Origin of the sequence: Actinoallomurus oryzae, assembly GCF_039541955.1 — a bacterium.
Taxonomy (GTDB): Bacteria; Actinomycetota; Actinomycetes; order Streptosporangiales; family Streptosporangiaceae; genus Actinoallomurus; species Actinoallomurus oryzae.
In genome coordinates, this window is sequence record NZ_BAABHF010000024.1 from 325,804 (window position 1) to 351,590 (window position 25,787).

A 25,787-nucleotide genomic window follows, 5' to 3' on the forward strand; every position below is an offset into this window, starting at 1 on the left:
GCTCACGTCGCTGTGATCTCCCGGACCTGGGGAACGGCCGTGCAGCCGTTCTCCCGGGCCTTGCGCCGGGCCGCCCCCGGTGTCGGTGCCACCCCGACGACCCGTGTCCCGTCGATGGCGACCCAGAACCCGGTGGGGCCGTCCGGAAGAGGGACGGCATCCGTGCTCCGGATGTCGTGGTCCGCGAGCACGGCGCCGGCCGCGACCGGTACCGCGTTCCGGCGCCATTCTCCGGTCGTACGCTCCCTGCCGCGCGCGCGGCGCCAGAGGTGATGCTGGACGACGACCAGCGGGCCGAGCACGGTGAGAACGGGCGCGGCACCGTGCAGAACGCCATAGTGGTAGGCGACCGTGTCCGCGGCCACCACGGCCGTACCGATCGCCATGGCGACGATCCCGGCGACCGCGCCGAACGATCGGTGGGCGGCCAGGGGAAAGACGGAGAGCAGCAGCAGATCGCCCAGTCCGATCGCGACCGGGTTCGGGCCGAGGGTGAAGACCCACTCCGGTGAGAACGGAATGCCGCTCACGCGCGCGATGAAGTCGTCGGTCGAGGACGTCACGGAGGTGGCGACGAAATCGTAGACGGCCAGGAAGCCGGCGAACCACGCTATGTGCGCGGAGCGCATGCCGGACTGGACCCACAGGTTGGCGGCGCCGACGACCGCGATCCCGATGACGACATCGTTGACGAGCAAAGCCTGGTGAGGACCTCCCCACTCGGTGGCGACCAGATCCGCGGCGCAAAGGCCCGCCGCGATCAGCCAGCTCGCTCTTCCACGAGCCAGGGGCGCGATCGTGACCTGGAGCGCCGCATAACAGATCAGGCAGAAGAACGCCGAGACGATCGCCCCCGAAATGGCGACGTAGATGACCGGCATGACGACCACCAAGAGCGACATGATCAGGATGTCTGCCCGGTTGTACACCCCGATCGCCGGGCGCGGCATGCGCACTTTCGCGTGATACACGAGGGCGATCGCGACCAGCAGGGACTCACAGCCCAGCAGCACGTAGGAGAACAAGTACGCCGACTCGCTCGACATCTCTCGGCTCAGCACCCCTTCATCTCGAAAGTCTCTTCGCGAAGATCAGCGCGGACGGGAACCGTAGGGGGCATGTCATCGCGGTCGCCGTAGAGGCGTATTCGCGACACGGGAAGGCCCAGCTTCTGAGCTCTCTCCTCAAGTCGCGAAAGGGTCAACGCGGTGTCCTTCTTCACGAGTACGTGCAGGACCGCACGGTCGGCGTCGCCGGTGACGCTGTATCTCGCCGGGAGCGGCACGTCGGGTTCGGACTCGAGGAGTTCCAGCACCTGCCGGGAATGGACTCTCAGGCTGAGCGGTCCGGAGAACCGGCCGAGTATCGGGGACGTCGCCGGGAGGTGGCCCTGCGCACAGGAAAGGGCCGGCCCAAGCCTGCGGACGAGATCTCCGGTCGCGTAGCGCAGGAGAATGGTGCAGTCGCGGTAGGGCACATAGGGCGTGGCCACCAGCATGCCGATCTCCCCCGACGCGGTCTCCGCGAAGGTGAACGGATCGACCACCTCGAAATGAGCGAACTCCCGCCCGAAGTGCAGGTGCCCCTCCTCGCAGTAGGCGGCGCCCGCCGGCGCCGTCTCCGTGCCGAGGTACCCGTCGGTGACCTCCGCGCCGAGCGTGGCCCGGGCCCGTGCCTTGAGCGCGTCCGTCAGGATCTCCCCGGCGACCTCGATGTGCTCAAGGCCGAAGTCGCCGCCTTGCCAGCCGTTGGTCTCGGCCGCGTGGACGAGGGCGGCGAGATACGACGTCGGCGCCGTGACATGGCTGATCTGGGGACGCTTGCCGCGCAGGCCGAGCGGAGCCGCCAGACGCTCCAGGCAGATGTCCGGGTCGATCATCCCCAGCTGCACGAACGACGCCCCCGACCGGGTGACCGACTCCTTGCTGATGGTGAGCGCGAGGGTGGCCCGTGAGCATCCGGCGTAGGCCAGAACATGCCTGCCGCGCAGCCCGAGTGTCGTGACCGCCGCGATCGTGCTCAGGGCCGAGAAGATCCGCAGTTCGCGGTGGGAGAACCACACCGAGGTCGGCATCCCCGTCGTCCCCGTGGTGGTCGCCAGGAGGGCCGGGTGCGCCTTGCTCGACACGAACGCCCCCAGCCTCCCCCGGAGAGTCGGCTTCGTGGTGACCGGGAGGCGTTTCAGGCTTTCCACCGTGAGGTCGCCGGGGTCCAGGCCGGCGCGGGAGAAAAGTTCACCGTAATAGGCGGTGTCGGTCGCGGCGGCCCGTGCCGTGACTCGCAGCGCACGATTCGTCATCGTCTCCTGAACATCGGGTGGCGTGTGTCTTTGCCCCCCGAGAACCTGTTGACCATCGGCATCCATATCCCCGTACTCACGAATCGTGGCGAGCATTTCGTCGCAGATTCGTTCGAGATCCTGCGGGGAAAGGTGTGTTCCGCGCAGGATCGAGTAGCCATACCTAAGCTGGCTGAATGCCGCTCCCAGCAATGCGCCACCCTCATCCAGTGAGTGAAAGGGTGCCCGGGTCGAGCGGGAACGCCCGACCCGAGCGTCAAGGGGAAATGATCACATCTGGTGCGCGAACATGGCGCCGCTGAGCGCGACGACCGCGTGCCGCGCGTAGTGGAAAATAGCCTTGGCCATTGCCCACCTCCTCTCATTGAGGCGCGTTTAGACGACGATATTCGAGAGATATACCGACCCCTCAAGGCAAGTCAAGTGGTCCCAATACGAAGAATCCGGCCGACGATCGCGACGCCACGGTCACCGTACGTGATGAAAATGCCACTCAATTGGGACACCGGATCTCGGGCTCGTTCCCGGCAATGTATGACCCCATCTTTGTTCGGGACTTGCCGATGATGCGGTTTCAGGCTTTTTCATGCCCGGTCGATTCTCCTGACAACACCGAATGCGATCGCCGCGGAAATCACCCCGTACGCAGGGCGCCTGATCTGACAGGGGTCATCCCGCTTCGGGGGGCGTGCTCCGCGGCGCCGCCGCACACGCGTTCAGGCCGCGGACGCCGGCGCTCCGAGGCAGGGCCCCGGGATGACCCGCGCCGCCTGGCGCCTGCCTCCTCGGCCGGCGCGCGGACCGGACGTACGACTTCGGCCACTACCGGCCAGGCCGGACCCGATGGTCAGGGCCAGATGTGGCTAGAGATCTTGTACCGGCACCCTGCCGCGCGAAGGATATGCGCGCACACCACAGGAGGTATCGCGTGCCGATCTCATCGCGGCGGGGCATCCTCGGCTCCGCGATCGCCATCGTGGCCGCACTCACGGCCACGGGGGCACCGGCGGCCCACGCGGCCGGCAGACCATCGATCAAGGTGTCCGGCGGAGTGACCCAGCCGGTCTTCTCCTACCAGGACGCCATACGGGAGTACGTCAACGTCGAGTCGTCGGTCGACGCCGACCACGACGGCAAGAAGGACCTCATCCGGGTGGACATCATCCGCCCGAAGCAGAGCGGGCCGGACTTCAAGGTGCCGGTGATCATGGATGAGAGCCCGTACTACGACAACCTCGGCCGCGGGAACGAGGGCGAGCGCAAGACCTACGACGCGGCCGGCAACCCGGTGAAGTTCCCGCTCTTCTACGACAACTACTTCGTACCGCGCGGCTACGCGGTGCTCGACGTCGACATGGACGGCACGACGAAGTCCGACGGCTGCCCCACCTCCGGCGGCCTGTCCGACGTCCTCGGCGGCAAGGCGGTCATCGACTGGCTGAACGGCCGCGCGACCGCGTACGACGCTCAGGGCAAGAAGGTCAAGGCGACCTGGACCAACGGCCGTACGGGGATGATCGGCAAGTCCTACGACGGCACGCTCGCCAACGGCGTGGCGGCGACCGGCGTGGAGGGCCTGGACACGATCGTGCCGATCTCGGCGATCAGCTCCTGGTACGACTACAGCCGGATGAACGGCACGCTGTGGTGGACGGGTGAGGAGGACGGCCTGGCCGACACGGTCGACACCGACCCGCCGGCCAAGTGCGCCGCCGTCAACCAGGCCATGGCGACCGGCCAGGACGACGCGACCGGGAACTACAACGCGTTCTGGAGCTCCCGCGACTACCGGTCCGCGCCCGTGCCGGACGTGAGCCGGGTGCACGCGAGCGTGTTCGCCGTCCACGGCACGAACGACCTGAACGTCAAGCCGAGCCAGTTCTCCACGTGGTGGGCCGGCCTCGCGGCGCGGGGCGTGCCGCGCAAGGTGTGGCTGTCGCAGTACGGGCACGTGGACCCGTTCGACTTCCGCCGCGACGCGTGGGTGGACACCCTGCACCAGTGGTTCGACTACTGGCTCTGGCACGTGCACAACGGCGTGATGAAGCAGCCGCGCGCCGACATCGAGGTCGGCCCGGACCGGTGGGCGACCGAGTCCGACTGGCCGGCGCCGGACGCACGGAGCCTGTCCCTGCGTCCCCAGGCCGACGGCACGCTGGGTCTGTCCGCCGCCTCGGGCAGCGCGACGTTCACCGACACCAAGGAGGACGAGGGCTCCCTGGTGAGCGATCCGACGACGGCGCAGCCGTACCGGCTGGCGTACACCACGGCCCCGCTCAAGCAGGACGTACGGCTGTCGGGCACGCCGACGGTGTCGCTGAAGTTCACGACCGACCGTCCCGCGACGGACCTGGGCGCGCTGCTGGTCGACTACGGCACCGACACGCGAGTGAACTACCTCGGCGCGGGCTCGGGCGTGAAGACCCTGACGACGGAGGACTGCCACGGCGAGAGCACCGCGACGGACGACGCCTGCTACCGGCAGGTGGTGACCGACACGGTGACCTCGGACGTCAACGTGGTGACGCGCGGCTTCCTGGACGCCCAGAACCGCACGTCGCTGAGCAGGACGTCGCCGCTGACGCCGGGTAGGACGTACTCGGTGCACTGGCAGACCCTGCCGCAGGACTACCGGTTCAAGGCGGGCCACCGGCTGGCGCTGATCCTGTTCGGCGTCGACGGCGACGTGCAGTACGACGAGCAGGCCACGGGCGCGACGGTGAAGGTGGACCTGGGCGGCAGCCGGGTCAGCCTGCCGGTCGTGGTGAGCGCCGGCACACCGTCGAAGGACCGGACGTTCTCGACGGAACAGGCCTGGCGCGGCCCGACGCACGTGGTCCTCCCCCGCCAGCCTCGCTTCTTCCACTGACCGCCTGACGACAACGGGCCCGGGACACAGGTCCCGGGCCCGTTGCGATCAGTCGTTCCGCGCGGGAACCTGGGCCATCACACCGTTCATCCAGATGGCGCGCCGCTCAGGGGCAGGTACCGCGGTACGGCCCGGGCGCCATACCCGTGCGTCGGCGACGCCGGGAGGCAGCACCTCCAGGCCGTCGAGGAACGAGAGGAGATCCTCCGCCGAGTGGACGTACAACGGGCGCGGGCCCGCGCTGTAGACCGTCACGAACCGCTCCGCATCCGGTCCGGGCGGCATGTAGCCCGCGGTCAGCACGACATGACTTCCCGGGGCGAGCGCCGGCACGTACTTGGCGATGAGATCACGCGCCGCGTCGGGCCGGTAGAAGTGCACCAGGGCACCCAGCAGAAGGCAGGCGGGCCGGGACAGGTCAATGCGCTCGCCCGCCGCGGCGAGAACGGTCCCCGAGTCGTCCACGTCGTTGTCGATCACGGTGACCATCGGGTCTTTGGCCCGCAGCACGGCCAGATGGCTGATCACGACCGGGTCGTTGTCGACATAAGCGGTCATGGCCTCCGGCGCGACCAGTCGCGCGGTCTGATGCGTGCTCGGCTTGGTCGGCAGACCGCACCCGAGATCGATGAACTGGCGGATTCCTTGTCTCGCCGACCAGTCGACGGCCCTGGTAAGTAATTCCTTGTTCTCCCGGACCATGACCGGCAGCTCCGGGGCGATCTTCATCAGCCGATCCCCGACCTCCCGGTCGGCCGCGAAATTGTCTTTGCCCTTGAGCCAGTAGTCGTAGACCCGGGCGGTACTCGGCTTACTCACGTCAAAGTCTGCCACGCCGACTAATCTTGCCGGAGCTTCAGGCCCTGGACGACCGCTACCGCCGGGTGACCGTCCCCGATCTCCGGTCGGCCGTCATCCGACCCGGATGACCTCGAGTTCCGATGGTGGCATGGTCGCCGGCCCCGCGTGATCAACACCGACCAGCCTCGAGACGACCTGCCAGAGGGCTGGTCTCGGCCCCGGGACACCGACCCACCCCGAGGTGCGTGACCGGCTTCGCGTTCGACGGCGCGAGCGGTCAGGTCGCGGCCGGGCCCGTCCTCACCTCTGTTCCGGTACGGGCTCGTCCGGATACAGGTCGCGCCACAGCCGGCGGAGGAACTTCTCCGTGCTCCCATCGTCGAACTGGACTTCTCGGTAGAGCTCCCACTCCGGAAGCTCGGAAGGATCGACGATCGCCTTTCGTAAATCGATCTTGAAATCGGCCATCTCCTGACGGTCGCCACGCCGAGCGAGCGTCTTGAGGTCGTCGTACGCGTCTTCGTCGGCCTCCGGCCGACAGTACGTTCCGGCGATCCGCACAAGCGTGGCAAAGGGCGCATCGGGCGTTTTCTTCTAGAACGGATCCCGCATGTCAGCCTCCTCGGAAAGCACTATCCGGCGGCTCAACGTACATCGTTGATATCTCATATCCGTCTCTCGGCGAGTGGCGCGGAACAGATACTCGATGGTCGCACCCGCGAAGGTGCGAACAGGCGCGCATCGTGGCGGTGAAACGTCCGGATCTCGCTCCGGGTCGTTTTTCTCCGGAATAATCAACGCCGGATAAAACATCGCCGGCCATCGGGAGCCCGGCCATCCGGCCGGCCCCGCCCTGCGCCCGGCATCATGAGGGCATGTCCTCACGGGAACTCGTGGTCCTGGGAACCTCCAGTGCGGTGCCGACCAGGAGCCGGAACCACAACGGGTACCTGCTGCGCTGGGACGGGTTCGGCGTCCTGTTCGACCCCGGGGAGGGCACGCAGCGGCAGATGGTCCGCGCCGGGGTCAGCGCCCATGACGTCAACGCGATCTGCCTCACGCACTTCCACGGCGACCACTGTCTCGGCGTGCCCGGGGTCGTGCAGCGGATCGCGCGGGACCGCGTCGAGCACGCGGTCAGCGCGGTCTTTCCCCGCAGCGGCGCCGAGTACTGGCGGCGGCTGCGCCACGCCACGCTCTTCAACGACACGCGGGTGATCGTCGAGCGGCCCGTCGGCGGGGACGTGCAGGAGGTCGCGGTGGACGGTGCGCCGTTCACGGTCACCGCGCGGCGGCTCTGCCACAGCGTCGAGTCCTACGGCTACCGGATCGAGGAGCCCGGCGGCGTCACGATGCTTCCCGACCGGCTCGCCGCGTACGGCCTCGCGGGTCCGCTCGTCGGGCGGCTTCAGCGCGAGGGGCGGGTCACCGCGCCCGGGGGCCGTACGGTCACGCTCGAGGAGTGCAGCGTGCCCCGGCCCGGCCAGAAGGTCGCGTTCGTCATGGACACCCGGCTCTGCGAGGCGATCAAGCCGCTCGCCGGCGGGGCCGACCTGCTCGTGATCGAGTCGACGTTTCTCGACGCCGACGCCGCGCTGGCCGAGGAGTACGGGCACCTGACCGCGCGTCAGGCCGGACGGGTCGCCGCCGACGCCGGCGTACGGCGCCTGGTTCTGACCCACTTCTCCGAGCGGTACGGCGCGGAGGACGAGCCGAGGTTCGCCGAGGAGGCCGCCGCGGCGTACGCGGGCGACATCGTCATGGCGCGCGATCTCGTTCGGGTACCGATGCCGTCACGACACCGGCCGGGGACCGCGTCGCGCCCATAGGGCCTCGCGCCGTGACCACCGAGACGTCCGCTCTACAGGGCGTGGTGAGCGCGCTGGTCGCCGCGATGTTCCGCGCGCGCTGACGCTACGCGCCGGCCGGCGGGCCGGTCTTGGACCGTCGCACTAGGCGGCGAGTGTCTTCCGGACCGTCTGGGCCATGTCGACGAGGCGTACCACGAGCCAGCCGGCCAGGTAGAGCACGAACGCGGCGATCTCCGCCAGGCAGACGAACAAGGCCGACTCGAAGAAGTGCGAGATGAACAACGTCACAGCGAACGCGGACAGGAAGGCGGCGATCGCCAGTGCCGCGTGCGAGAGGAACCGGCGCATCGTGGTGGCCATCTCGCCGTACGCGGCGGACAGCGTACGAGAGTGCGCCTCCGCGTCATCCAGGATGGCGAGGTGGCGTCTCCGGTCCGTCTCGAATCCGTCCCGCGCCGCACCGTTCCAGGACACGGTCGCCTTGGCCGACTCGTCGAGCCGGGACTTCAACGCCGAGATGTGCCGCGCGTGTGCGGCGTGCGCGCTCGCCGCCGTGTCATAGTGCCGCGGGTCGACGGCGTTCGCCCGGAGCTGGTCGATGACCGGCCGGACCAGTGAGAGCCCGCCCAGCGGTGCGACCGTGGAGGTCAGCCTCTCGATACCGGCACGAAGCAGCGCCAGCAGATCCTGCGGGTCCTCAGTCGTGGAGGACGGTGACGAAGGGCCGTCGAGCGCCGGCAGAGGCGGCGTGGCGACCGTTCCCGAGTCCGGAGCGCCGCCGGTGAAGTAGGACAGGTTCACGGCCTCCGCCCCGCTGTAGCGCCGCGTCGTCTCGGCCAGCCTGGTCTGGCTGGACGCCGCGTGCTGAACCGCGTCGCCGAGTACGCGACCGAGCCGGTCGTTGACCGTCTTGAACAGGTCGGCGGTGCCGTTGGCCGCGAGCCCCTGGGGGAAGGCCGGCAGTGCCTGGTCGGCGTGGCTCCTCTCCAGGTCCCGCAGCGCCTGGACGTGGGGGGCGAGTGCGTGATCGTGATACCGCGTGAGACTCGCCGGATGAACCGCGTATCCCAATTTCCGACCCTTCTTGGCGACGTGTTCTGACGACCGGAACCGGACCGGCGCTCAGGTGGAACAGGAGCGGCGGATCGCCTCCAGGAGCCAGCGCGGGCCCACGACCGTCGCGCCCGCGGTCTCGCAGCGGGCGCGGAGCTCGCGGTCGGCGGTGACGACGAGACGTTGCTCGTCCGGTGTCCGCGGCGCGGCCAGCTCGGCGATCGTGTCGTCTCCGCTGCCCGGGGCGGCCACGACTTCGGCGCCCTCCACATCGCCCACGCCGCGCGCCGCCCCCTCGACGACCAGCACGATCTCCGGATAGCACAGGTCGGCGACCGCCCCCGGGACGTCTTCGAAGCCGTCGATGGCGACGATCTCGTCGCGCAGACGCTCGGCCGCACCCCGGCGGTCGCGCCACCAGCCGTCGGCCCGTGAGCCCATGACGTTCGCCACGTCGACCACGAGGACCATCTGGTACAGCGACCGGTACAGCCGCGTCCACGCCTCGGCGAAGGCCGGGAACAGCTTCTGGCTCGCGACCTCGCCGGCCGGCACCCACGCGACCGCGGCGCTCTCGAACGACTGCGGGCGTATGTCGGCCCGGGAGGGCAACCGGCCGATCACCGTGTCGTACGACCAGCCGCCGTGGTCCTCGCGCGACAGCCACTGCACGTGGACGGTCGCCGGATCCAGCGTGCTCTCCTCGGACGCCTCGCGCAGGGCCGCCTCGACCGGGTTCTCGTGACTGTGCCGGGCGCCGCCGAGCAGGCCCCACGTGCCACCGCCGATCGACAGCCGCGACCGCTTCTGCAGCAGGATGTACGGGTCGGGGTCCATGCAGTACGCCAGCACTCCCGCCGCTCCGTACCGTCCCCAGTGCCGATGTCCCGCCTCGCAGTTCGCCCAGCCGTCGCCGTCGCCCATGGCTGGAGCTTAGGCCTTGCCGGCCTGGTCCGCGGGACGGCCCGGCCGAGGGCATTGACGCACGGCTTCCGTCAGGCTACGGTCCGGACTTACAGGAAAGTTTCCTTTTTGTTAGTGCGGCGTCGCGCTCCTCTTTCCCGCCAGACCGAGGAGCAACAAGTGAAACGAACGGTCCTCCGACTCGTCGTCGCGTTCTCCGCGACGGCGCTCCTCACGCTCCCCCACCTCGCCCAGGCGGCCGGCACGCCGACCGCGACATTCTCCAAGGACTCCGGCTGGGGCACCGGCTACCAGGGCAAGTACACGATCACCAACGGCGGCTCGACCACGCTGAACGGCTGGAAGGTCGAGGTTGACGTGCCCGCCGGCGGATCGATCAGTTCCGCGTGGGACGCCGTGCTGACCCACAGCGGCGACCACTACACGTTCACGAACGCCTCCTACAACGGGACGCTGGCCCCCGGCGCCTCGGTGAGCTTCGGGTTCAACGGCGCCCCGGAGTCGGCCACGCCGACCAACTGCACGCTCAACGGCTCGCCCTGCGCGGGCGGCGGGGGCGGCGGCACCGACACCTCCGCGCCGTCCGTTCCCGGCGGTCTCCACGTGACCGGCACGACCTCCTCCTCGATCGCGCTCGCCTGGACCGCCTCCACCGACAACGTCGGCGTCACCGGCTACAAGGTGTACGAGGGGTCCACGGTCGTCGCGACCGTGAGCGGCGCGAGCGCGACCGTGAGCGGGCTGGCCGCGAGCTCCAGTCACACCTACACCGTCACCGCCCTCGACGCCGCCGGCAACGAGTCGGCCAAGAGCGCGTCCGTCACCGGCACGACCCAGGCGAGCGGAGGCGGCGGCACCGGCGGCACTTACCAGAAGATCGGCTACTACCCGCAGTGGGGCATCTACGGCCGCAACTTCTGGATGAAGGACCTGGACGCGAACGGCGCGGCGGGCAAGCTGACCGTGCTCAACTACGCCTTCGAGAACATCGACCCGAACAACCTCACCTGCTTCGAGACGACCAAGGCGACCACCACCAACCCGGAGGACCCGGACCAGGGCACCGGCGCCGGCGACGCGTACGCCGACTACGGCGCGTCCGTGAGCGCCGACCACAGCGTCGACGGCGTCGCCGACACCTGGGACCAGAAACTCAAGGGCAACTTCAACCAGATCAAGAAGCTCAAGGCCAAGCACCCGAACCTCAAGGTGCTCGTCTCGCTCGGCGGCTGGACGTACTCCAAGTTCTTCTCCGACGTGGCCAAGACCGACGCGTCGCGCAAGAAGTTCGTCGGCTCCTGCATCGACATGTTCATCAGGGGCAACCTGCCCGCCTCCTCCGACGGCACGGGCGGACCGGGCACCGGCGCGGGCGTGTTCGACGGGTTCGACATCGACTGGGAGTGGCCGGGCAGCCCCGACGGACATCCCGGCAACCACTACTCGGCCGACGACAAGGCCGACTTCGCCGCGCTGCTCGCCGAGTTCCGTACCGAGCTGAACGCGCTGGGCTCCGGCTACCTGCTCACCGCGTTCACCCCCGCCGACCAGGCGAAGATCGACGCCGGCTGGGACCTGCCGAAGGTCTTCTCCTCTCTCGACTACGCCAACATGCAGGGGTATGACTTCCACGGCTCCGGCAGCGACAACTCCTGGGAGCCGAACCGCACCGGCGACCAGGCCAACCTGTACGTCGACCCGAACGACCCGTACCCGACCCACTTCAGCGTCGACTCGGCCGTCAAGCTCTACACCGGTGCCGGCGTGGACCCACGCAAGGTCCTCGTCGGGATCCCGTTCTACGGCCGCGGCTGGCAGCAGGTGGCCGACGGCGGCGCGAACGGCGAGTGGCAGCAGGCGAACGGCGCGGCGCCGGGCGACTTCCCCGAGGAGGCCGGTACGCGCGGCTACAAGAACATCGCCGCGAACGTCCCCGGCTGCACCGTCCACCACAACGAGCAGTCCGTCGCGACGTACTGCTACACGGGCGCGAACGGCCAGTGGTGGACCTTCGACGACCCGTGGTCCATCGGCAAGAAGACCGACTACATCAAGGCCAACAACCTCGGCGGCGCGATGATCTGGGAGATGTCCGGTGACACCGGCACCCTGATGTCCGCCCTGGACAGCGGCCTGAAGTGACGGAGCGAGGAGCGGCTCCCCCCGGGGGGCCGCTCCTCGGCTCAGCGGTTCTCGTCCGCGGCGGCGTCCCGGCGCTGCGCGGCCAGGCGCCGGCTGATCACCAGGCGCTGGATCTGGTTGGTCCCCTCGAATATCTGCAGAACCTTCGCCTCCCGCATGTAGCGCTCGACCGGGTAGCGGTCGGTGTAACCGACCGCGCCGAGGATCTGCACGGCGTCGGTGGTGACCCGCATCGCGGTGTCGGTGCAGAAGAGTTTCGCCATCGCCGCCTCCTTGGTGATGTCCTCACCCGCGTCGAGCCGGCGCGCGGCGGAGCGGTAGAGCGCACGCCCCGCCTCGATCGCGGTGGCCATGTCGGCGAGCATGAAGGCGACACCCTGGAACTCGCCCACGGGGCGGCCGAACTGGCGCCGGGTCATCGCGTAGTCGGTCGCGACGTCCAGTGCGGCCTGGGACAGCCCGACGGCGCACGCGGCGATCCCCAGCCGGCCCCGGTCGAGGGCGGACATGGCGATCGAGAACCCCTTTCCGAGCTCACCGACGAGCCGCGCCCGCGGGACTCTCGCCTCGCTCAGGTGCACCTGCGCGACGGGCGACCCGGTCAGCCCCATCTTCTTCTCGGGGCGGTCCGGGGACAGCCCGGGAGTGTCCTTGTCCGCCAGCAGGCAGCTGATCCCACCGGGACCCTCCGCTCCGGTCCGGACGAACAGGTTGTAGAAGTCCGCGTGCCCGGCATGGGTGATCCACGCCTTGGTCCCGTCGACGACGAAGTGCTCGCTGTCGAGCACCGCTCTTGTGGTCAGCGACGCCGCGTCGGAGCCGGCCCCCGGTTCGGACAGGCAGTAGGAGCCGAGCAGGTCACCGCCGAGCATGGCCGGCAGCAGCTCCTTACGCTGAGCGCTGTCGCCGTACGTCGCGACGGGAAAGCACGCGAGGGTGTGCACCGCGACCGTCTCGGCGATGGTGAGCCAGCCGCCGGCCAGGAGTTCGATCGCTCGCAGGTAGTCCTCGAAGCACCATCCGCTCCCGCCGAACTCCTGTGGGTAGGGCAGGCCGAGCACGCCTAGGCTCCCGAGGCTGCGGCACAGGTCGCGCGGAAAGCGGCTGTGGGCCTCGTCCTCGTCGGCGCGCGGACGGATTTCCCGCGCGACCAGCTCCCGCAGCCGGGGAAGGAGTTCGCCCGGGACGGCCGGAGTCATCGGCATTTTCGCTCTCCCTTGCTCCGCGCTGACAGCTCTGTTTTAGTGATGTTGACTTCACGAGGTGCGGGTGCCCGGTCGGAGCGCCTCGACCGGATAACGTAGGCCCTCGTCACGATGCGGGGCTACCCTCGGCGATGGCGGTGACCGAGATGGGACGATGCGAATGCGCGACGGTCTGCGGCCCGGCCTGACGGCGACGATGACGTATACCGTCCCGCCCGAGAGGACAGTCCCGCATCTGTTGCCCGAATCGGCCGAATTCGCGGCACTTCCGGACGTCTTGGCCACCGGTTATCTCGTCGGAATCGTCGAGTGGACGTGCATCCGCGCGCTCACCGATCGGCTCAATGACGCCGAACGCACCCTTGGCATCCATGTCGATCTCAGCCACGAGGCGCCCACGCCTCCTGGTGCCGACCTCACGGTGGAGGTGGAGTTGGTCTCCGTCGAGGGGCGCCGGCTCACCTTCTCCGTACGGGCGTCCGACGACGCCGGCGTGGTCTGCCGGGGCACCCACCAGCGTGCGGTCATCGACGTGGCGCGGTTCACGGATCGGCTCGCGGCGCGCACCGGCGGGCGCGGTGATGGCCAGGTGGGCGCCGCCGGCCACTGATCCACACGCTCAGCCGGTGTCACGGCGGTCACGGCTCCGGGTGTCCGAGCCGGCACTCCCGTACCGATAGGCCTCGGCGATGTCGAGCGTCACGATGCAGTCCTCCGTGATGCCGGTCAGGCTCGCGAGGAACTTCCGGAGGCGTTCTTCCTGGTCGAAGATGAGCACGGCGACCGGGACGTTGTCGGGGCGGCGCAGGAGACCTCTGCTCGACCGCCGGGAGGTGCCGATGTGCCCGTCGAGGCCGCGTAACACGGCGACGTCCGCCAGCCCGGCCTCGCGGGCACGGCTCACGATCTCGGTATGCACGGGCCGGCGGTTCCGCCGGGCGCGTTCGCTCACAAGGATCATCAGTCGCGCGACCCGAACCGGCGGAACCGGCCTCCGCTCCGGATCGCGTCGCGTCACTCCGTGCCACCCGCCCGCGAGGCGGCCACCGCCACGGAGTAGTGCCGGACGACCGTGTCGTAGTGGTCGAGGACGGCCTTGGCGTCATCGTGGATCACCGCCGTCTCGTACTCCGGGCCGGCGAAGCGGCGAATCGCGTCGGTGGAATCCCAGAGGCTGAGCACCGTCAGCTCGACGCGGCCCGACTCCTCTCGGCATAAGAGGAAAGCGTCCAGGTATCCCGGCACCTCGGTCAGCTCGGAGAGCACGTGACTTTCGAAATGTCGCTGGTAGGCGGCCGCCCCGTCGGGGGTCGCAGAAGCGCTCCAGCTCCTGGCGATCATCGCTTCCTCCGATATCGGCGGCACCCGCGGGCCACCTCTTCCGGGTCACCCGATAATAACGCGCGACCGATGAATCAAAACGAATATCGAAGACATTAGTTCTACTTAATCGAGCTTTAAGTAGATGTCGGTGGCATGATAAGCCATCATAATCAATAGTTGAAGGGAGTCAACGTCTCGATCCGGCAATGCCAGTGAGGTGAAATCACATGGCATGGATGCTTCTTGCGGCACTCGCAGTTCTTGCTCTGCTCGCCCCCTGGCTCGGGACGGACAGCCGCGACGGACACGACTGGTCCGCCCATCACCTCTGGCCCTACCCCGGCGGCGACGACCCGGCCGGTGACCGCTGGAACCGGCGGCCGCTGGGACGAACCTCCGTCGACTCGTCCCAGGGGCGCCGTGTGACCGTGCCGTCGCCCGGCGGACCGGCCCGCACACTCTGAGGCCCGGAGCATCGTAGATCGCCGTCACTCCGGGCTGCCGGGACCTCCCGGTGGATCGTTTCGCGGCCCGCCGTTGTCTCGCCGGTCCAGGGCGATCTGCAGGGCGCCGGCGGCCTTTGCCCGCACGTCGTCGGTCTCGTCGTGGCCCGTTGTCAGGCCGGTGCGCTCGGGCGGCTCGGGCAGGCCGCCCCGCGCTACCTCGTTCTGCTCGTTCATCGAGATTCCCGGCTTGACTAGTACCGGTAGTGATCCGCCTTGTAGGGGCCGTCCACGTCGACGCCGATGTAGGCGGCCTGCTCCTTGGTGAGCGTGGTCAGCTTGACGCCGAGCGCGTCGAGGTGCAGACGGGCGACCTTCTCGTCCAGGTGCTTGGGCAGGGTGTAGACGCCGACCGGGTAGTTCTCGGTGTGGTTGAACAACTCGATCTGGGCGATCACCTGGTTGGTGAAGGAGTTCGACATCACGAACGACGGGTGGCCGGTGGCGCAGCCCAGGTTCATCAGGCGGCCCTCGGCCAGCACGATGATGGAGTGGCCGTCCTCGAAGGTCCACGTGTGGACCTGCGGCTTGACCTCCTCCTTCTTGATCCCGGGGATCTTCGCCAGCCCGGCCATGTCGATCTCGTTGTCGAAGTGGCCGATGTTGCTGACGATCGCCTGGTGCTTCATCCGCGCCATGTGGTCGGCGCTGATGATCCGGGTGTTCCCGGTGCACGTCACGAAGATGTCGGCGATCTCCACCACGTCGTCCAGCGTCGTGACCTGGAAGCCGTCCATCGCGGCCTGCAGCGCGCAGATCGGGTCGACCTCGGTGACGATGACGCGGGCGCCCTGGCCGCGCAGCGCGTCCGAACAACCCTTGCCGACGTCGCCGTAGCCGCACACGACCGCCACCTTGCCGCCGATCAGCACGTCGGTGGCGCGGTTCAGGCCGTCGATCACGCTGTGCCGGCAGCCGTACTTGTTGTCGAACTTGGACTTGGTCACCGAGTCATTGACGTTGATCGCCGGGAACGCCAGCGTGCCCGCCTTGGCCATCTCGTACAGCCGGTGGACGCCGGTGGTGGTCTCCTCGGTCACGCCCTTGATCCGCTCGGCGGTCTTGGTCCAGCGGCCGGAGCCGTCGACCGTACGGCGCAGCAGGCCGAGGATGACCTTCCACTCCTCCGGGTCGTCCTCCGACGCCGACGGCACCGCACCGGCCTTCTCGTACTCCGCGCCCTTGTGGACCAGCAGCGTCGCGTCACCGCCGTCGTCCAGGATCATGTTCGGACCCTCACCGCCGGGCCAGGACAGAGCCTGGTCGGTGCACCACCAGTACTCCTCCAGCGTCTCCCCCTTCCAGGCGAACACCGGCACACCCCGCAGGTCATCGGGGCTGCCGTCCGGACCGACCACGATCGCCGCGGCGGCGTGGTCCTGGGTGGAGAAGATGTTGCAACTCGCCCACCGGACATCGGCGCCCAGCTCGACCAGGGTCTCGATCAGCACGGCGGTCTGGATCGTCATGTGCAGCGAGCCCATGATCTTCGCACCGCGCAGCGGCTTGGACTCGGCGTACTCCCTGCGGACGGCCATCAGGCCCGGCATCTCGTGCTCGGCGAGCCGGATCTCCCTGCGGCCGAACGCCGCCAGCGACAGATCGGCGACCTTGTACTCGTAATTTCTCAACCCGCTCTCCATTCGCTTGGGCGATGGGACGTCTCTACGCGCCTTGAGGCCCGAGAATAGGTAGAGCGGCAATCTTTCGCATAACCACCATTGGTGTAATCACGCTGCGACCAAAGTCGCACACGTGTTCTCCCTACAGCGGATTCATCCACTGAGGCATCGGGTTATCTTCGGCGCAGCGGTGCATCTGGACCTAACCATTACAGCCGGCGGAAGGCAAAGGCGGTCGATATCAAAATGAACGAAGCACGCGCAGAAGTCGGGATAATCGGCGGCAGCGGTCTGTACGAATTGGCGGAGCTGGAGAACGCCGAGACGGTCCGCGTCGAGACACCTTTCGGGTCGCCCAGTGACGACCTGGTCGTCGGCCGGATCTGCGGACGGCCGGTGGCATTCGTACCGCGGCACGGCAGGGGTCACCGCCTCTCCCCCACCGAAATCCCGGTCCAGGCCAACATCTACGCGCTGAAGGCACTGGGCGCCCGCCAGATCATCAGCATCAGCGCCGTCGGCAGCCTGCGCGAGGAATACGGCCCGGGAAGCCTGGTGGTGCCGGACCAGATCGTGGACTGGACGAAGAGCGGCCGGCCGAAATCGTTCTTCGGTGACGGGATCGTCGTGCACGCCTCGGTCGCCGACCCGTACTGCGGCCGGCTGCGCGAAGAACTCATGGCGGCGGCGTACAGCGCGACCGATGCCACGGTGCACGACAGCGGCACCTACATCTGCATCGAGGGACCGCAATTCTCCACGCGCGCCGAGTCGGAGCTCTACCGGCTTTTGAAACTGGACATCATCGGCATGACCGCCGTTCCGGAGGCCAAGCTCGCGCGAGAGGCGGAGCTGTGTTATTCGGCGCTGGCGCTGGTGACCGACTACGACTGCTGGCGTTCGGGCGAAGAGGCCGTCGACGCCGATCTGGTCACCGCGGTCATGGCACGCAACGCCGACGCCGCGAAGAGGACGATCGTCCGCCTCATCGAGAAACTTCCGGCCGACTCCGAGTGCGAATGTCAGACGGCACTGGCCCACGCGATCATCACCGACCGGGCCGCCGTACCGCCCATTGTGCGCGAGCGGCTGGACCTCCTCATCGGCAGATATCTCACCGGCTGATCGACCACGAACACACCATCCGGAACGGAGGACTCTCATGAGCTATCGGCTGTTCACCTCGGAATCCGTCGCCGAAGGCCATCCCGACAAGATCGCGGATCAGATCAGTGACACGGTCGTCGACGCGATGCTGGAGGCCGATCCGTACAGCCGCGCCGCGATCGAGACGTTGATCAGCACCGGTTTCGTCCATGTCACCGGTGAGGTCTCCGGGGCGCTCCCCGACGTCGAGGCGCTCGTACGGAAGAAGATCCTGGACATCGGGTACGACTCGTCGGCCAAGGGGTTCGACGGTGCCTCCTGCGGCGTCGCGGTGTCGATCGGCGCGCAGTCCGCGGACATCGCGCAGGGCGTCGAGCGCTCCTACGAGGCCCGTACGGAGAGCGCCGACGAGTTCGACCGTCAGGGCGCGGGCGACCAGGGCCTGATGTTCGGCTACGCGTGTTCGGAGACCCCCGAGCTGATGCCGTTCCCGCTGACCCTGGCCCACCGGCTCGCGCGCCGTCTCGCGGCCGTGCGGCGCGACGGCACGGTGCCGTACCTGCGACCGGACGGCAAGACCCAGGTCACCCTGGCTTACCAGGGCGACCTTCCGGTCCGTCTCGACACCGTCGTGGTCTCCACTCAGCACGCCCCGGACGTGTCCCTGGAGGGGCTTCTCATTCCGGACATCATCGAGCACGTGATCACTCCGGAGGTCGCCTCGCTCGACCTGGCGACCGACGACTACCGGCTCCTCGTGAATCCGACGGGACGGTTCGAGGTCGGGGGGCCCATGGGCGACGCGGGACTGACCGGCCGGAAGATCATCGTCGACACGTACGGCGGCATGGCCCGGCACGGCGGAGGCGCGTTCTCGGGCAAGGACCCCTCCAAGGTCGACCGCTCGGCGGCGTACGCCATGCGCTGGGTGGCCAAGAACGTCGTCGCGGCGGGGCTGGCCGGGCGGTGCGAGGTGCAGGTGGCGTACGCGATCGGCAAGGCGCGGCCGGTCGGCCTGTTCGTCGAGTGCTTCGGCACCGAGAAGATCCCCACCGAGCAGATCCAGGACGCCATCAACGAGGTCTTCGACCTGCGGCCGGCGGCCATCATCGCGGATCTGGACCTGCGGCGCCCCAAGTACGCCCAGACCGCGGTGTACGGGCACTTCGGCCGGGAGGAACCGGAAATGACCTGGGAACGCTGTGACCGGGTCGCGGCGCTGCGCGACGTGACGGGGATCTGAACATGAATTTCGACGCCCTGACCGACCGGCGGCGGCTCGCCGAACGGATCCGCGACAGCATCCGGACCGTGCCAGACTTTCCCCGGCCCGGCATCGCCTTCCTCGACCTGTGTCCCGTCTTCTCGCAACCGGACCTGCTCGCGGCACTCGCCGGCGCCATGAGCGACGCCTTCTCCGGCGCCTTCGACCGGGTGCTGGCGGTGGAGGCGCGGGGATTCGTGGTCGGAACGGCGGTGGCCCGCCACGCAGGCCGGCCGCTGGTCCTGGCCCGCAAGAGCGGCAAGCTGCCCGGACCGGTCGAGTCGGTGCGCTATGACCTCGAGTACGGCAGCGCCGAACTGCAGATCCAGCGAGACGCCCTGCGTCCCGGCGAGCGGGTGATCGTCGTCGACGACGTGCTGGCGACCGGCGGCACGATGGCGGCCGCCGGCGAACTGGTCCGCCGCAGCGGGGCGGCCGTCGCCGGGTGTGCCGTCGTGGTCACCATTCCCGGGCTCGGCGGTGAACGCCGACTCGGCGCGGAAAAGGTGTTTTCGGTCCTGCCGACCGGGAATTGAGGTCAAAACTCGTTCCATGATGTGTCTGCTCTAACACCAACAACATCGGTTACAAATTTACCGGCAGCGTCATCGACTTGACACCTAAAGGTTGATATGGAACCGTCCATCTGACCACGGAGCAAGCCCCCCTGCCCACTTCGTGGTCAGACGAAATATTTCGCATTAGCAGGTCTCCGTCAGCGGAAATCAACAGATTCGTCAATGAGGCGATGCGTTCATGCACGGTCCGAGCACGATCTTCACCGCCGCCCGAGCGTACCGGCAGGCCAATGAGGCCGACAGCAGCAAGATCAAGTTAGTGGCTCCGCGCCCATACCGGACGTGGCCTATTCTGGTCCACTCCGCCGAGCCGGACGCGGCATCTTTGCGAATTCTGCCGACGTCCGTGAACGCCCGGGAAATTCTCTGCACATTGGAGAACGAATGAACGCACACGCCAGCAGCACGACCGAGCCCACCATTGAAGTCGTTGATGATCGACTCGCGGGCACGGAGGAACGCACGGAGGAACTCCGTGAGTTAAGCCGGGATGTCCATGATCGAATCGCCCATTCGGTCCTCACCGTCCTGAACAGCCTCGAATTGGTGGACCTGGAACGGGAGGCGACCGAACCCGCGGCGCGATCTCGCCTCGCACAGGCGAAGCGATCCACCGCGGAGACGCTTGAGGAGATCCGGCGGCTTTCCGCCCGCCTTCGCGCCATGGCCGAACGCGTCACCCATCCTTGGAACGATGCACCGCGCAGGGCCGAGCCTTGGAACGATGCACACCGCAGGGCCGACCGCGTCTGCAAGGTCCCGGCCGAGCCCGCCGGTCCGGCCCGGACGTCGCCGGGCGACGCGCGCGAGGTGCACGACGAGCTGTTCCTGGTCGTACGGGAGGCGGTGTTCAACGCGGTCACCCACGCGCGCGCCAAATGCGTCGCGGTCGACGTGCGGGCGAACGGGGACTGGATCGACGCGGTCGTGGAAGATGACGGAAGCGGCTTCGAACCCCATCGGCTACCACCCGCGAAGAGCGTCGGGCTGGTCTCGATGCGCGAACGCACCGTCCGCGTCGGCGGCCGGCTCGACATCGCCTCCTGTCCCTGCTGTGGCACTCGCGTCACCATTGGGATGCCACTACGGGGAGCCTTGCGTGAGCACGGGGGATAGGCGGATCCGGGTGCTCATCGCGGACGACCACACGCTGTTCCGCGAGGGGATCGCGGAGATCCTGTCCCGGGAGAAGGATCTGGAGGTCGTCGGCGAGGCCGATTCGGGCCGCGGACTGCTGGCGATCGCCCGCAAGATACATCCCGATGCGATCATGCTCGACGTCGAGATGCCCGGGCCGGGAGCGGAGGCGACCGTACGGGAGATCGTCAGCGAGCTTCCCGACACGCGCGTGATCATCCTGACCATGCACGACGACCCGGGACTGGTCGAGAAGATGCTCGCCGCCGGAGCCCGGGCGTACGTCATCAAGGGCGCCACCCGCGAGGCGTTGCTGGCCGCGATCCGGGGTGCCCGGCACGACGACCAGCACGTGGTCGTTTCGGTGTCCCGCGAGACGGTGATCAGGTTAAGAGAACCACCGGAATCCCCGCTCTCACCACGCGAGCTCGAGGTGCTGACGGCGGTTTCGGCCGGACTCAGCAACGCGCAGATCGCCGCCCGGCTGTTCATCACCGAGGGCACGGTGAAGCGGCACCTGACGAACGTGTACGTGAAGCTCGACGTGACGACCCGGATGAACGCCATCAACAAGGCGATCGAGATGGGGCTCATCAAACCCCGGGGCTTCCGGCACCCGAAGCACTACTGATCCAGCGTCGATCCGGAGGGAGAAACCGATGACCGAGAGCTCGACCGCGGCAGCGCCCCCGATGCTGACGGGAGATCACGTCCTCGTCGACCTGTCCGTACTGATCGCCGAGGACCTGCCCTGCTACTGGTCGACCCACCAGCCGTTCCAGCACAAGACGTGGAACTGGTTCGAGAGCAGGAGCGATCCCAGCGGCTGTGTCGTCAACCGTTCCGGGCCGTACGCGACCCGGTGGATGGCGATCGACGAGCACACGGGGACCCACCTCGACGCCCCCAGTCACTTCATTCCGCCCGAGGGGTCGGGGCTGCCGTACGCGGGGCCGGCCGGGGCCGTGTCGATCGACCGGGTGCCGCTGGAGCGCCCCATGGGGCCGGCCGGAGTCGTCGACGTGTCCGCGCTCGTGGGGACCGTCGATGAGCCGGGCCGTAGCCCGATCATCGATCCCCGCGTCATCACGGAGTGGGAGGAGGAGCACGGCCGGTTCCGGCCCGGCGACGTGTGCCTGTTCCGCACCGGCTGGGACGTCCACTACCGGCGCGGCGAGGCCGGTTCGGCGTACCTGCACGACATCGTCGTGACCGGGCGGCGTCCCGCCTGGCCGGCGCCCGAGGTGGACACCATCGGACTGCTCCTGGAGCGCGGCGTCCGCTGCGTGGGCAGCGACGCGCCCACCATGGGGCCGGCGCACGGGGACCGCGGGCAGGCCGTACACGTGCGAGGGCTGAGCGAGGGAGCCGTCTACGTGGAGTGCCTGACCGGGCTGGACCGGCTTCCGGAGCGCGGCGCGTTCTTCTGCTTCCTGCCGCTGAACGTCGAACACGCCACCGGCGCGCCCGGCCGGGCCGTGGCCTGGCTGCCGGCGGGATGACACGCCTGCGGCCGCCGTTCGCGGAGTCCGCGCGGGCTCTTGGCGGCTTACTCCGTCCGTCCTCGTCCGCTCGTGAGCCGGCGGGCCGCCTCGTCCTTCAGTTCGGCGCAGACGCTCTTGAGCACGCTCAGCATCGCCAGCGCGGCCGGCGAACGGTAGGACGCGGGCGCCAGGGCGACCCGGATCTTCCGCGAGAGCGCCTTGGTGTCCAGCGGCCGTACGACGACGTCCGTCCGGACCGTGGGCACGGTGAGCTGCGGGATCAGGGCCACCCCCGCAGCCGCGGCGACGAGCCCCTCGACCACGGTCCGGTCGTCGGTGCGCAGCGCGACCACCGGTTCGAAGCCCACCTCGCGGCAGGCCTCGGGCAGGACCTCCAGGGTCGGACCGTGCCGGACTCCCTGGATCCAGTGCTCGTCGGCCAGGTCCGCGAGCCCGATGCTGTCCCGGTCGGCGAGCGGGTGCCCGAGGGGAAGCCCGATGTGAAGGGGGTCGTCCACCAGGTCCAGCTGTTCGATGTCGTCGGGGAGCGGAGGCTCCATCTCGAACTGGTAGACGAGGGCGAGGTTGATCTCGCCCGCGCGCAGGCCGGCCACGCACTCGTCCGGATCGCCCTGGAACAGGTCGAGCTCGATGCCGGGGTAGCGAACGCGGAAGGCGGCGATCGACCGTGCCACCAGTGTTGATCCCGCGGTGGCGAACCAGCCGAGCCGCAGCAGCCCGGACTCCAGCCCGGCGAACGCCCGCAGCTCCTTCTCGATCGAGTCGAGCTGATGGAAGACCGACTCCGCCTGGCTGACGAGCAGCCGCCCCGGCTCGGTGAGCGAGACGCCGCGTGCGCCACGCTCCACCAGGCGGGTGCCGAGCTCTCTCTCGAACGCCGCGATCTGCTGGGAGATCGCGGACGGGGTGTAGGCCAGCGCCTGGGCCGCGGCGGTGAACGAGCCCCGTCTGGAGACCTCGCGAAGGATCCACAGGCGGCGCACATCAAGCATTTAAGCACTCTAACAGGAGCTTGCAGGAAAAGTTGCCTGCAGAAAACTCCGAGCCGGACAAAACTCCCCTCTGGCCACGATAGGAAGTATTCATGGCCGAAGTAGACGCGGATCGGCGGCCCCAGCGCCGGACGACGGCAGAGTTGCGGCGTGAGCTGGGGCTCAAGGAAGCGGTCGCGATCGGGATCGGAGGCACCGTCGGCGGTGGCATCTTCGTTCTCGTGGGCGTCGCCGGAGGGAAAGCCGGGCCCGCGGCCCTTATCGCGTTCTCATTAGCCTTTGTCGCCTCTCTTTTCATCGCGCTCCCCTATGCCGAACTCGCGTGCCGGCTGCCGATGGCGGGCGGCGGGTACGCCTTCGCCCGGCAGGTCCTCGGCCCGCACTGGGGATTCCTGATGGGCTGGATCTACTGGGGCGCCTACGTCTTCCTGTCCGGCTACGTGACGATCGGCTTCGGCGGCTACCTCCACGCCGCCACCGGGTTCCCCACCACGGCGGGCGCGGCGATCCTGGTGGCCGCCTGCATCGCCGTGAACCTCCTGGGCGTCAAGGTGTCCGGAGGCGTCCAGACCGCGGTGATCGCCGCGGCGATCATCGGCCTGGCCGGATTCTCTTTCTGGGGCCTGCCCCATGTCAGCCTCGACCATCTGACCCCGTTCGCGCCGCACGGAATCAACGGAATATTCCTGGCCGCACTCGTGGCATTTCTTTCGTTCGGCGGATTCGACATGGTGGCTGCCGCCGGAGAAGAGATAAAACGCCCCGAACGCAACCTGCCGCGCGCGATTCTGCTGACGCTTGCCGGCGTGCTCTTCCTTTATCTCATCGTGGCGTTCGTCGCGGTGGGCACGGTTTCCTCCGCCCATCTCGGGTCTTCCACCTCGCCGCTGGCCGACGCCGCCGGCGTTTTCGGCGGCGACGTCGCGCGGCACCTCATCGTGTTCTGCGCCCTGCTGACCACTGCGGCGACGGCGAACGCCATCGTGGTGGTGACGTCCCGCACCGTCTTCGCGATGTCACGCGACCGGATGCTTCCGGCGCCGTTCGCCGCGGTGAGCGCCCGCACCGGGTCCCCGTGGGTCGCCGTGGTGATCAACGGTCTCCTGATCGAGGGGGTGGCGGTGGTCGGCACCGTCTCGATGTCCTCCTCGACCGGCGGTTTCCTGTACGTCCTGCACTTCGTCCCTCCCCTGCTCGCCCTGGTCCGGCTGCGCCGCGACAACGCCGGCGAGCGCCCCGCGTTCTCGACGCCGGCACCGCGGATCGTCGTGCCCCTCGCCTTCGCGTGCAGCGCGGGTCTGCTCATCGCCAGCGGCGTCACCGGAGTGACCATCGGCTCGGCGTGGCTCCTCGTCGGCGTCGTGCTCTACATCGGTTACTTGTACACACAGCGCACCGACCGCGCCGGGCGGGTGGGCTGAGCGCGGCGATACCCGTGGGGAAAGACCAGAACACGACCGAGGGAGTCGGGGCATGGCGGCCGGTGACGACATCACGCGGACAGATCTGTTCCTCGTCGACGAACTGCTCACGCCGGAGGAACGCGACATCCGCGACCGGGTCCGGCGCTTCGTCGACGCGGAGGTGCTGCCGGTCATCAACGACTACTGGGAGCGCGCCGAGTTCCCGTTCCCGCTCGTCCCCGGGCTGGGCGGCCTGCGGATCGCCGGAGGGGCGCTGCGGGGCGACGGCTGCCCCGGGATGAGCCCGGTCGCCGAAGGCCTCGTCGCCGCCGAGCTCGCCCGCGCCGACGGCGGCCTGCGGGTCTTCTGCGTCGGCCACGGCCTGGCCATGATGGCCGTCGGCCTGCTGGGCTCGGCCGAGCAGCGGTCCCGCTGGCTGCCGAAGCTGGCCGCGATGGAGACGATCGGCGCGTTCGCGATGACCGAGCCGGCGCACGGGTCGGACGTCTCCTCGCTGGAGACGCGGGCGCGGCGCGACGGCGCGGCGTACGTCCTGGACGGCGCCAAGCGCTGGATCGGCAACGGCACCTTCGCGGACGTCGTCGTGGTCTGGGCCCGCGACGACGACGGTGAGGTCGGCGGCTTCGTCGTGGAGACTCCGGCGGAGGGGTACTCCGCGACGGCCATGCGCGGCAAGACCGCCTGCCGCGTGGCGGTCCACGCCGAGATCTCGCTGACCGGCGTGCGGGTGCCCGCCGAGAACCGCCTGACCGAGGCGACGTCGTGGCGCGCGATCACGCCGCTGATGCTCAAGGCCCGCCAGGACGTCTGCTGGGAGGCGCTCGGCCACGCCGTCGCGGCGTACGAGGTCGCCGCCGCCCACGCGGTGAACCGGCGGCAGTTCGGCCATCCGCTGGCCGACTTCCAGCTCGTGCAGGCCAAGCTGGCGCGCATGCTCGCCGACCTCACGAGCATGCGGCTGATGTGCTGGCGGCTGACCCGCCTGGAAGAGGAGGGCCGGGCGACCCTCGCGCAGGCGTCGGCCGCCAAGTTGCACACGGCCGCCGCCGCCCGCCAGATCGTCCTGGACGCGCGCGACATCCTCGGCGGCGACGGGCTCCTGATCGACCGGCACGTGGCCCGCCACCACGCCGACATCGAGGCCCTTTACACATACGAGGGAACCCAGGACATCCAGAAGCTCATACTGGGCCGCAGTATCACCGGCCGATCGGCCTTCACCCGCTGA

25 protein-coding genes are annotated in these 25,787 nt (G+C 68.7%); 13 read left to right on the forward strand and 12 right to left on the reverse strand.

Going from position 1 to position 25,787, the window contains the following annotated elements; genetic code table 11:
• Positions 1–2: 2 nt before the first annotated feature.
• On the reverse strand, positions 3–1,046 hold the full coding sequence (locus tag ABEA10_RS22650) for a hypothetical protein (protein ID WP_345466966.1): 1,044 nt from the start codon (positions 1,044–1,046) through the stop codon (positions 3–5).
• Between the two features lie 8 nt (positions 1,047–1,054).
• On the reverse strand, positions 1,055–2,299 hold the full coding sequence (locus ABEA10_RS22655; RefSeq protein WP_345466967.1) for a phenylacetate--CoA ligase family protein: 1,245 nt from the start codon (positions 2,297–2,299) through the stop codon (positions 1,055–1,057).
• 928 nt (positions 2,300–3,227) lie between these two features.
• On the opposite strand from ABEA10_RS22655, the gene ABEA10_RS22660 reads away from it, so the two are divergent.
• Positions 3,228–5,168, forward strand: a complete 1,941-nt coding sequence (locus tag ABEA10_RS22660; protein WP_345466968.1) for a Xaa-Pro dipeptidyl-peptidase — start codon at positions 3,228–3,230, stop codon at positions 5,166–5,168.
• A 48-nt stretch (positions 5,169–5,216) separates the two neighbouring features.
• Here ABEA10_RS22660 and ABEA10_RS22665 read toward each other — a convergent pair whose 3' ends face one another.
• Together ABEA10_RS22665 and ABEA10_RS22670 are read right to left on the reverse strand one after the other, a co-directional pair.
• Entirely contained in the window at positions 5,217–5,987 is a 771-nt protein-coding gene (locus ABEA10_RS22665; RefSeq protein ID WP_345466970.1) for an SAM-dependent methyltransferase, read from the reverse strand.
• Between the two features lie 282 nt (positions 5,988–6,269).
• Positions 6,270–6,530, reverse strand: a complete 261-nt coding sequence (locus ABEA10_RS22670) for a hypothetical protein (RefSeq protein WP_345466972.1) — start codon at positions 6,528–6,530, stop codon at positions 6,270–6,272.
• Between the two features lie 314 nt (positions 6,531–6,844).
• Here ABEA10_RS22670 and ABEA10_RS22675 point away from each other — a divergent pair, with 314 nt between their 5' ends.
• A complete protein-coding gene (locus tag ABEA10_RS22675; RefSeq protein WP_345466974.1) occupies positions 6,845–7,798 on the forward strand; it encodes a ribonuclease Z in 954 nt (317 codons plus the stop codon).
• A 123-nt stretch (positions 7,799–7,921) separates the two neighbouring features.
• Here the strand turns inward: ABEA10_RS22675 and ABEA10_RS22680 are convergent, their stop codons facing one another.
• Together ABEA10_RS22680 and ABEA10_RS22685 are read right to left on the reverse strand one after the other, a co-directional pair.
• Positions 7,922–8,851 (reverse strand): hypothetical protein, encoded by a 930-nt coding sequence (locus ABEA10_RS22680; protein WP_345466976.1) that lies wholly within the window; start codon positions 8,849–8,851, stop codon positions 7,922–7,924.
• Between the two features lie 51 nt (positions 8,852–8,902).
• Entirely contained in the window at positions 8,903–9,757 is an 855-nt protein-coding gene (locus ABEA10_RS22685) for an NUDIX domain-containing protein (protein ID WP_345466978.1), read from the reverse strand.
• Between the two features lie 159 nt (positions 9,758–9,916).
• Here ABEA10_RS22685 and ABEA10_RS22690 point away from each other — a divergent pair, with 159 nt between their 5' ends.
• Entirely contained in the window at positions 9,917–11,899 is a 1,983-nt protein-coding gene (locus tag ABEA10_RS22690) for a glycosyl hydrolase family 18 protein (protein ID WP_345466981.1), read from the forward strand.
• A gap of 41 nt (positions 11,900–11,940) precedes the next feature.
• Here ABEA10_RS22690 and ABEA10_RS22695 read toward each other — a convergent pair whose 3' ends face one another.
• Positions 11,941–13,104 (reverse strand): acyl-CoA dehydrogenase family protein, encoded by a 1,164-nt coding sequence (locus ABEA10_RS22695; protein WP_345466983.1) that lies wholly within the window; start codon positions 13,102–13,104, stop codon positions 11,941–11,943.
• A 238-nt stretch (positions 13,105–13,342) separates the two neighbouring features.
• On the opposite strand from ABEA10_RS22695, the gene ABEA10_RS22700 reads away from it, so the two are divergent.
• The gene (locus ABEA10_RS22700; RefSeq protein WP_345466985.1) at positions 13,343–13,714 is read left to right on the forward strand and encodes a thioesterase family protein; all 372 of its coding nucleotides are present in this window, start codon (positions 13,343–13,345) and stop codon (positions 13,712–13,714) included.
• A 9-nt stretch (positions 13,715–13,723) separates the two neighbouring features.
• On the opposite strand, the gene ABEA10_RS22705 is transcribed toward ABEA10_RS22700, so the two are convergent.
• Both ABEA10_RS22705 and ABEA10_RS22710 read right to left on the reverse strand, forming a co-directional pair.
• Positions 13,724–14,065 carry a DUF190 domain-containing protein gene (locus tag ABEA10_RS22705; protein ID WP_345466987.1) on the reverse strand — a complete coding sequence of 114 codons (342 nt, stop codon included), beginning with the start codon at positions 14,063–14,065 and terminating at the stop codon, positions 13,724–13,726.
• A gap of 53 nt (positions 14,066–14,118) precedes the next feature.
• A complete protein-coding gene (locus ABEA10_RS22710; RefSeq protein WP_345466989.1) occupies positions 14,119–14,445 on the reverse strand; it encodes an antibiotic biosynthesis monooxygenase in 327 nt (108 codons plus the stop codon).
• Between the two features lie 209 nt (positions 14,446–14,654).
• Here ABEA10_RS22710 and ABEA10_RS22715 point away from each other — a divergent pair, with 209 nt between their 5' ends.
• Positions 14,655–14,891: a hypothetical protein gene (locus tag ABEA10_RS22715; protein WP_345466991.1), complete on the forward strand. Its 237-nt coding sequence runs from the start codon at positions 14,655–14,657 to the stop codon at positions 14,889–14,891.
• Positions 14,892–14,915: 24 nt separating this feature from the next.
• On the opposite strand, the gene ABEA10_RS22720 is transcribed toward ABEA10_RS22715, so the two are convergent.
• The gene (locus ABEA10_RS22720; RefSeq protein ID WP_345466993.1) at positions 14,916–15,107 is read right to left on the reverse strand and encodes a hypothetical protein; all 192 of its coding nucleotides are present in this window, start codon (positions 15,105–15,107) and stop codon (positions 14,916–14,918) included.
• A gap of 17 nt (positions 15,108–15,124) precedes the next feature.
• Positions 15,125–16,561 carry an adenosylhomocysteinase gene (gene ahcY / locus ABEA10_RS22725; protein ID WP_345466995.1) on the reverse strand — a complete coding sequence of 479 codons (1,437 nt, stop codon included), beginning with the start codon at positions 16,559–16,561 and terminating at the stop codon, positions 15,125–15,127.
• A 237-nt stretch (positions 16,562–16,798) separates the two neighbouring features.
• Between ahcY and mtnP the strand changes: the two genes are divergently transcribed.
• The 6 genes from mtnP to ABEA10_RS22755 all read left to right on the forward strand — a co-directional run bounded on the left by mtnP (position 16,799) and on the right by ABEA10_RS22755 (position 22,140).
• On the forward strand, positions 16,799–17,677 hold the full coding sequence (gene mtnP / locus ABEA10_RS22730; RefSeq protein WP_345466997.1) for an S-methyl-5'-thioadenosine phosphorylase: 879 nt from the start codon (positions 16,799–16,801) through the stop codon (positions 17,675–17,677).
• A gap of 37 nt (positions 17,678–17,714) precedes the next feature.
• Positions 17,715–18,902 (forward strand): methionine adenosyltransferase, encoded by a 1,188-nt coding sequence (gene metK / locus ABEA10_RS22735; RefSeq protein ID WP_345466999.1) that lies wholly within the window; start codon positions 17,715–17,717, stop codon positions 18,900–18,902.
• A 2-nt stretch (positions 18,903–18,904) separates the two neighbouring features.
• Positions 18,905–19,459 carry an adenine phosphoribosyltransferase gene (locus ABEA10_RS22740; RefSeq protein ID WP_345467002.1) on the forward strand — a complete coding sequence of 185 codons (555 nt, stop codon included), beginning with the start codon at positions 18,905–18,907 and terminating at the stop codon, positions 19,457–19,459.
• Between the two features lie 324 nt (positions 19,460–19,783).
• Positions 19,784–20,617, forward strand: a complete 834-nt coding sequence (locus ABEA10_RS22745) for a sensor histidine kinase (protein ID WP_345467004.1) — start codon at positions 19,784–19,786, stop codon at positions 20,615–20,617.
• On the forward strand, positions 20,601–21,269 hold the full coding sequence (locus ABEA10_RS22750; RefSeq protein WP_329256108.1) for a response regulator transcription factor: 669 nt from the start codon (positions 20,601–20,603) through the stop codon (positions 21,267–21,269). The genes ABEA10_RS22745 and ABEA10_RS22750 overlap by 17 nt, the downstream gene beginning before the upstream one ends.
• A 28-nt stretch (positions 21,270–21,297) precedes the next feature.
• The gene (locus ABEA10_RS22755) at positions 21,298–22,140 is read left to right on the forward strand and encodes a cyclase family protein (RefSeq protein WP_345467009.1); all 843 of its coding nucleotides are present in this window, start codon (positions 21,298–21,300) and stop codon (positions 22,138–22,140) included.
• A gap of 47 nt (positions 22,141–22,187) precedes the next feature.
• Here ABEA10_RS22755 and ABEA10_RS22760 read toward each other — a convergent pair whose 3' ends face one another.
• Positions 22,188–23,135 (reverse strand): LysR family transcriptional regulator, encoded by a 948-nt coding sequence (locus ABEA10_RS22760; RefSeq protein ID WP_345467011.1) that lies wholly within the window; start codon positions 23,133–23,135, stop codon positions 22,188–22,190.
• Positions 23,136–23,227: 92 nt separating this feature from the next.
• Between ABEA10_RS22760 and ABEA10_RS22765 the strand changes: the two genes are divergently transcribed.
• Positions 23,228–24,556: an APC family permease gene (locus ABEA10_RS22765; protein ID WP_345467014.1), complete on the forward strand. Its 1,329-nt coding sequence runs from the start codon at positions 23,228–23,230 to the stop codon at positions 24,554–24,556.
• A 52-nt stretch (positions 24,557–24,608) separates the two neighbouring features.
• Positions 24,609–25,787 (forward strand): acyl-CoA dehydrogenase family protein, encoded by a 1,179-nt coding sequence (locus tag ABEA10_RS22770; RefSeq protein WP_345467016.1) that lies wholly within the window; start codon positions 24,609–24,611, stop codon positions 25,785–25,787.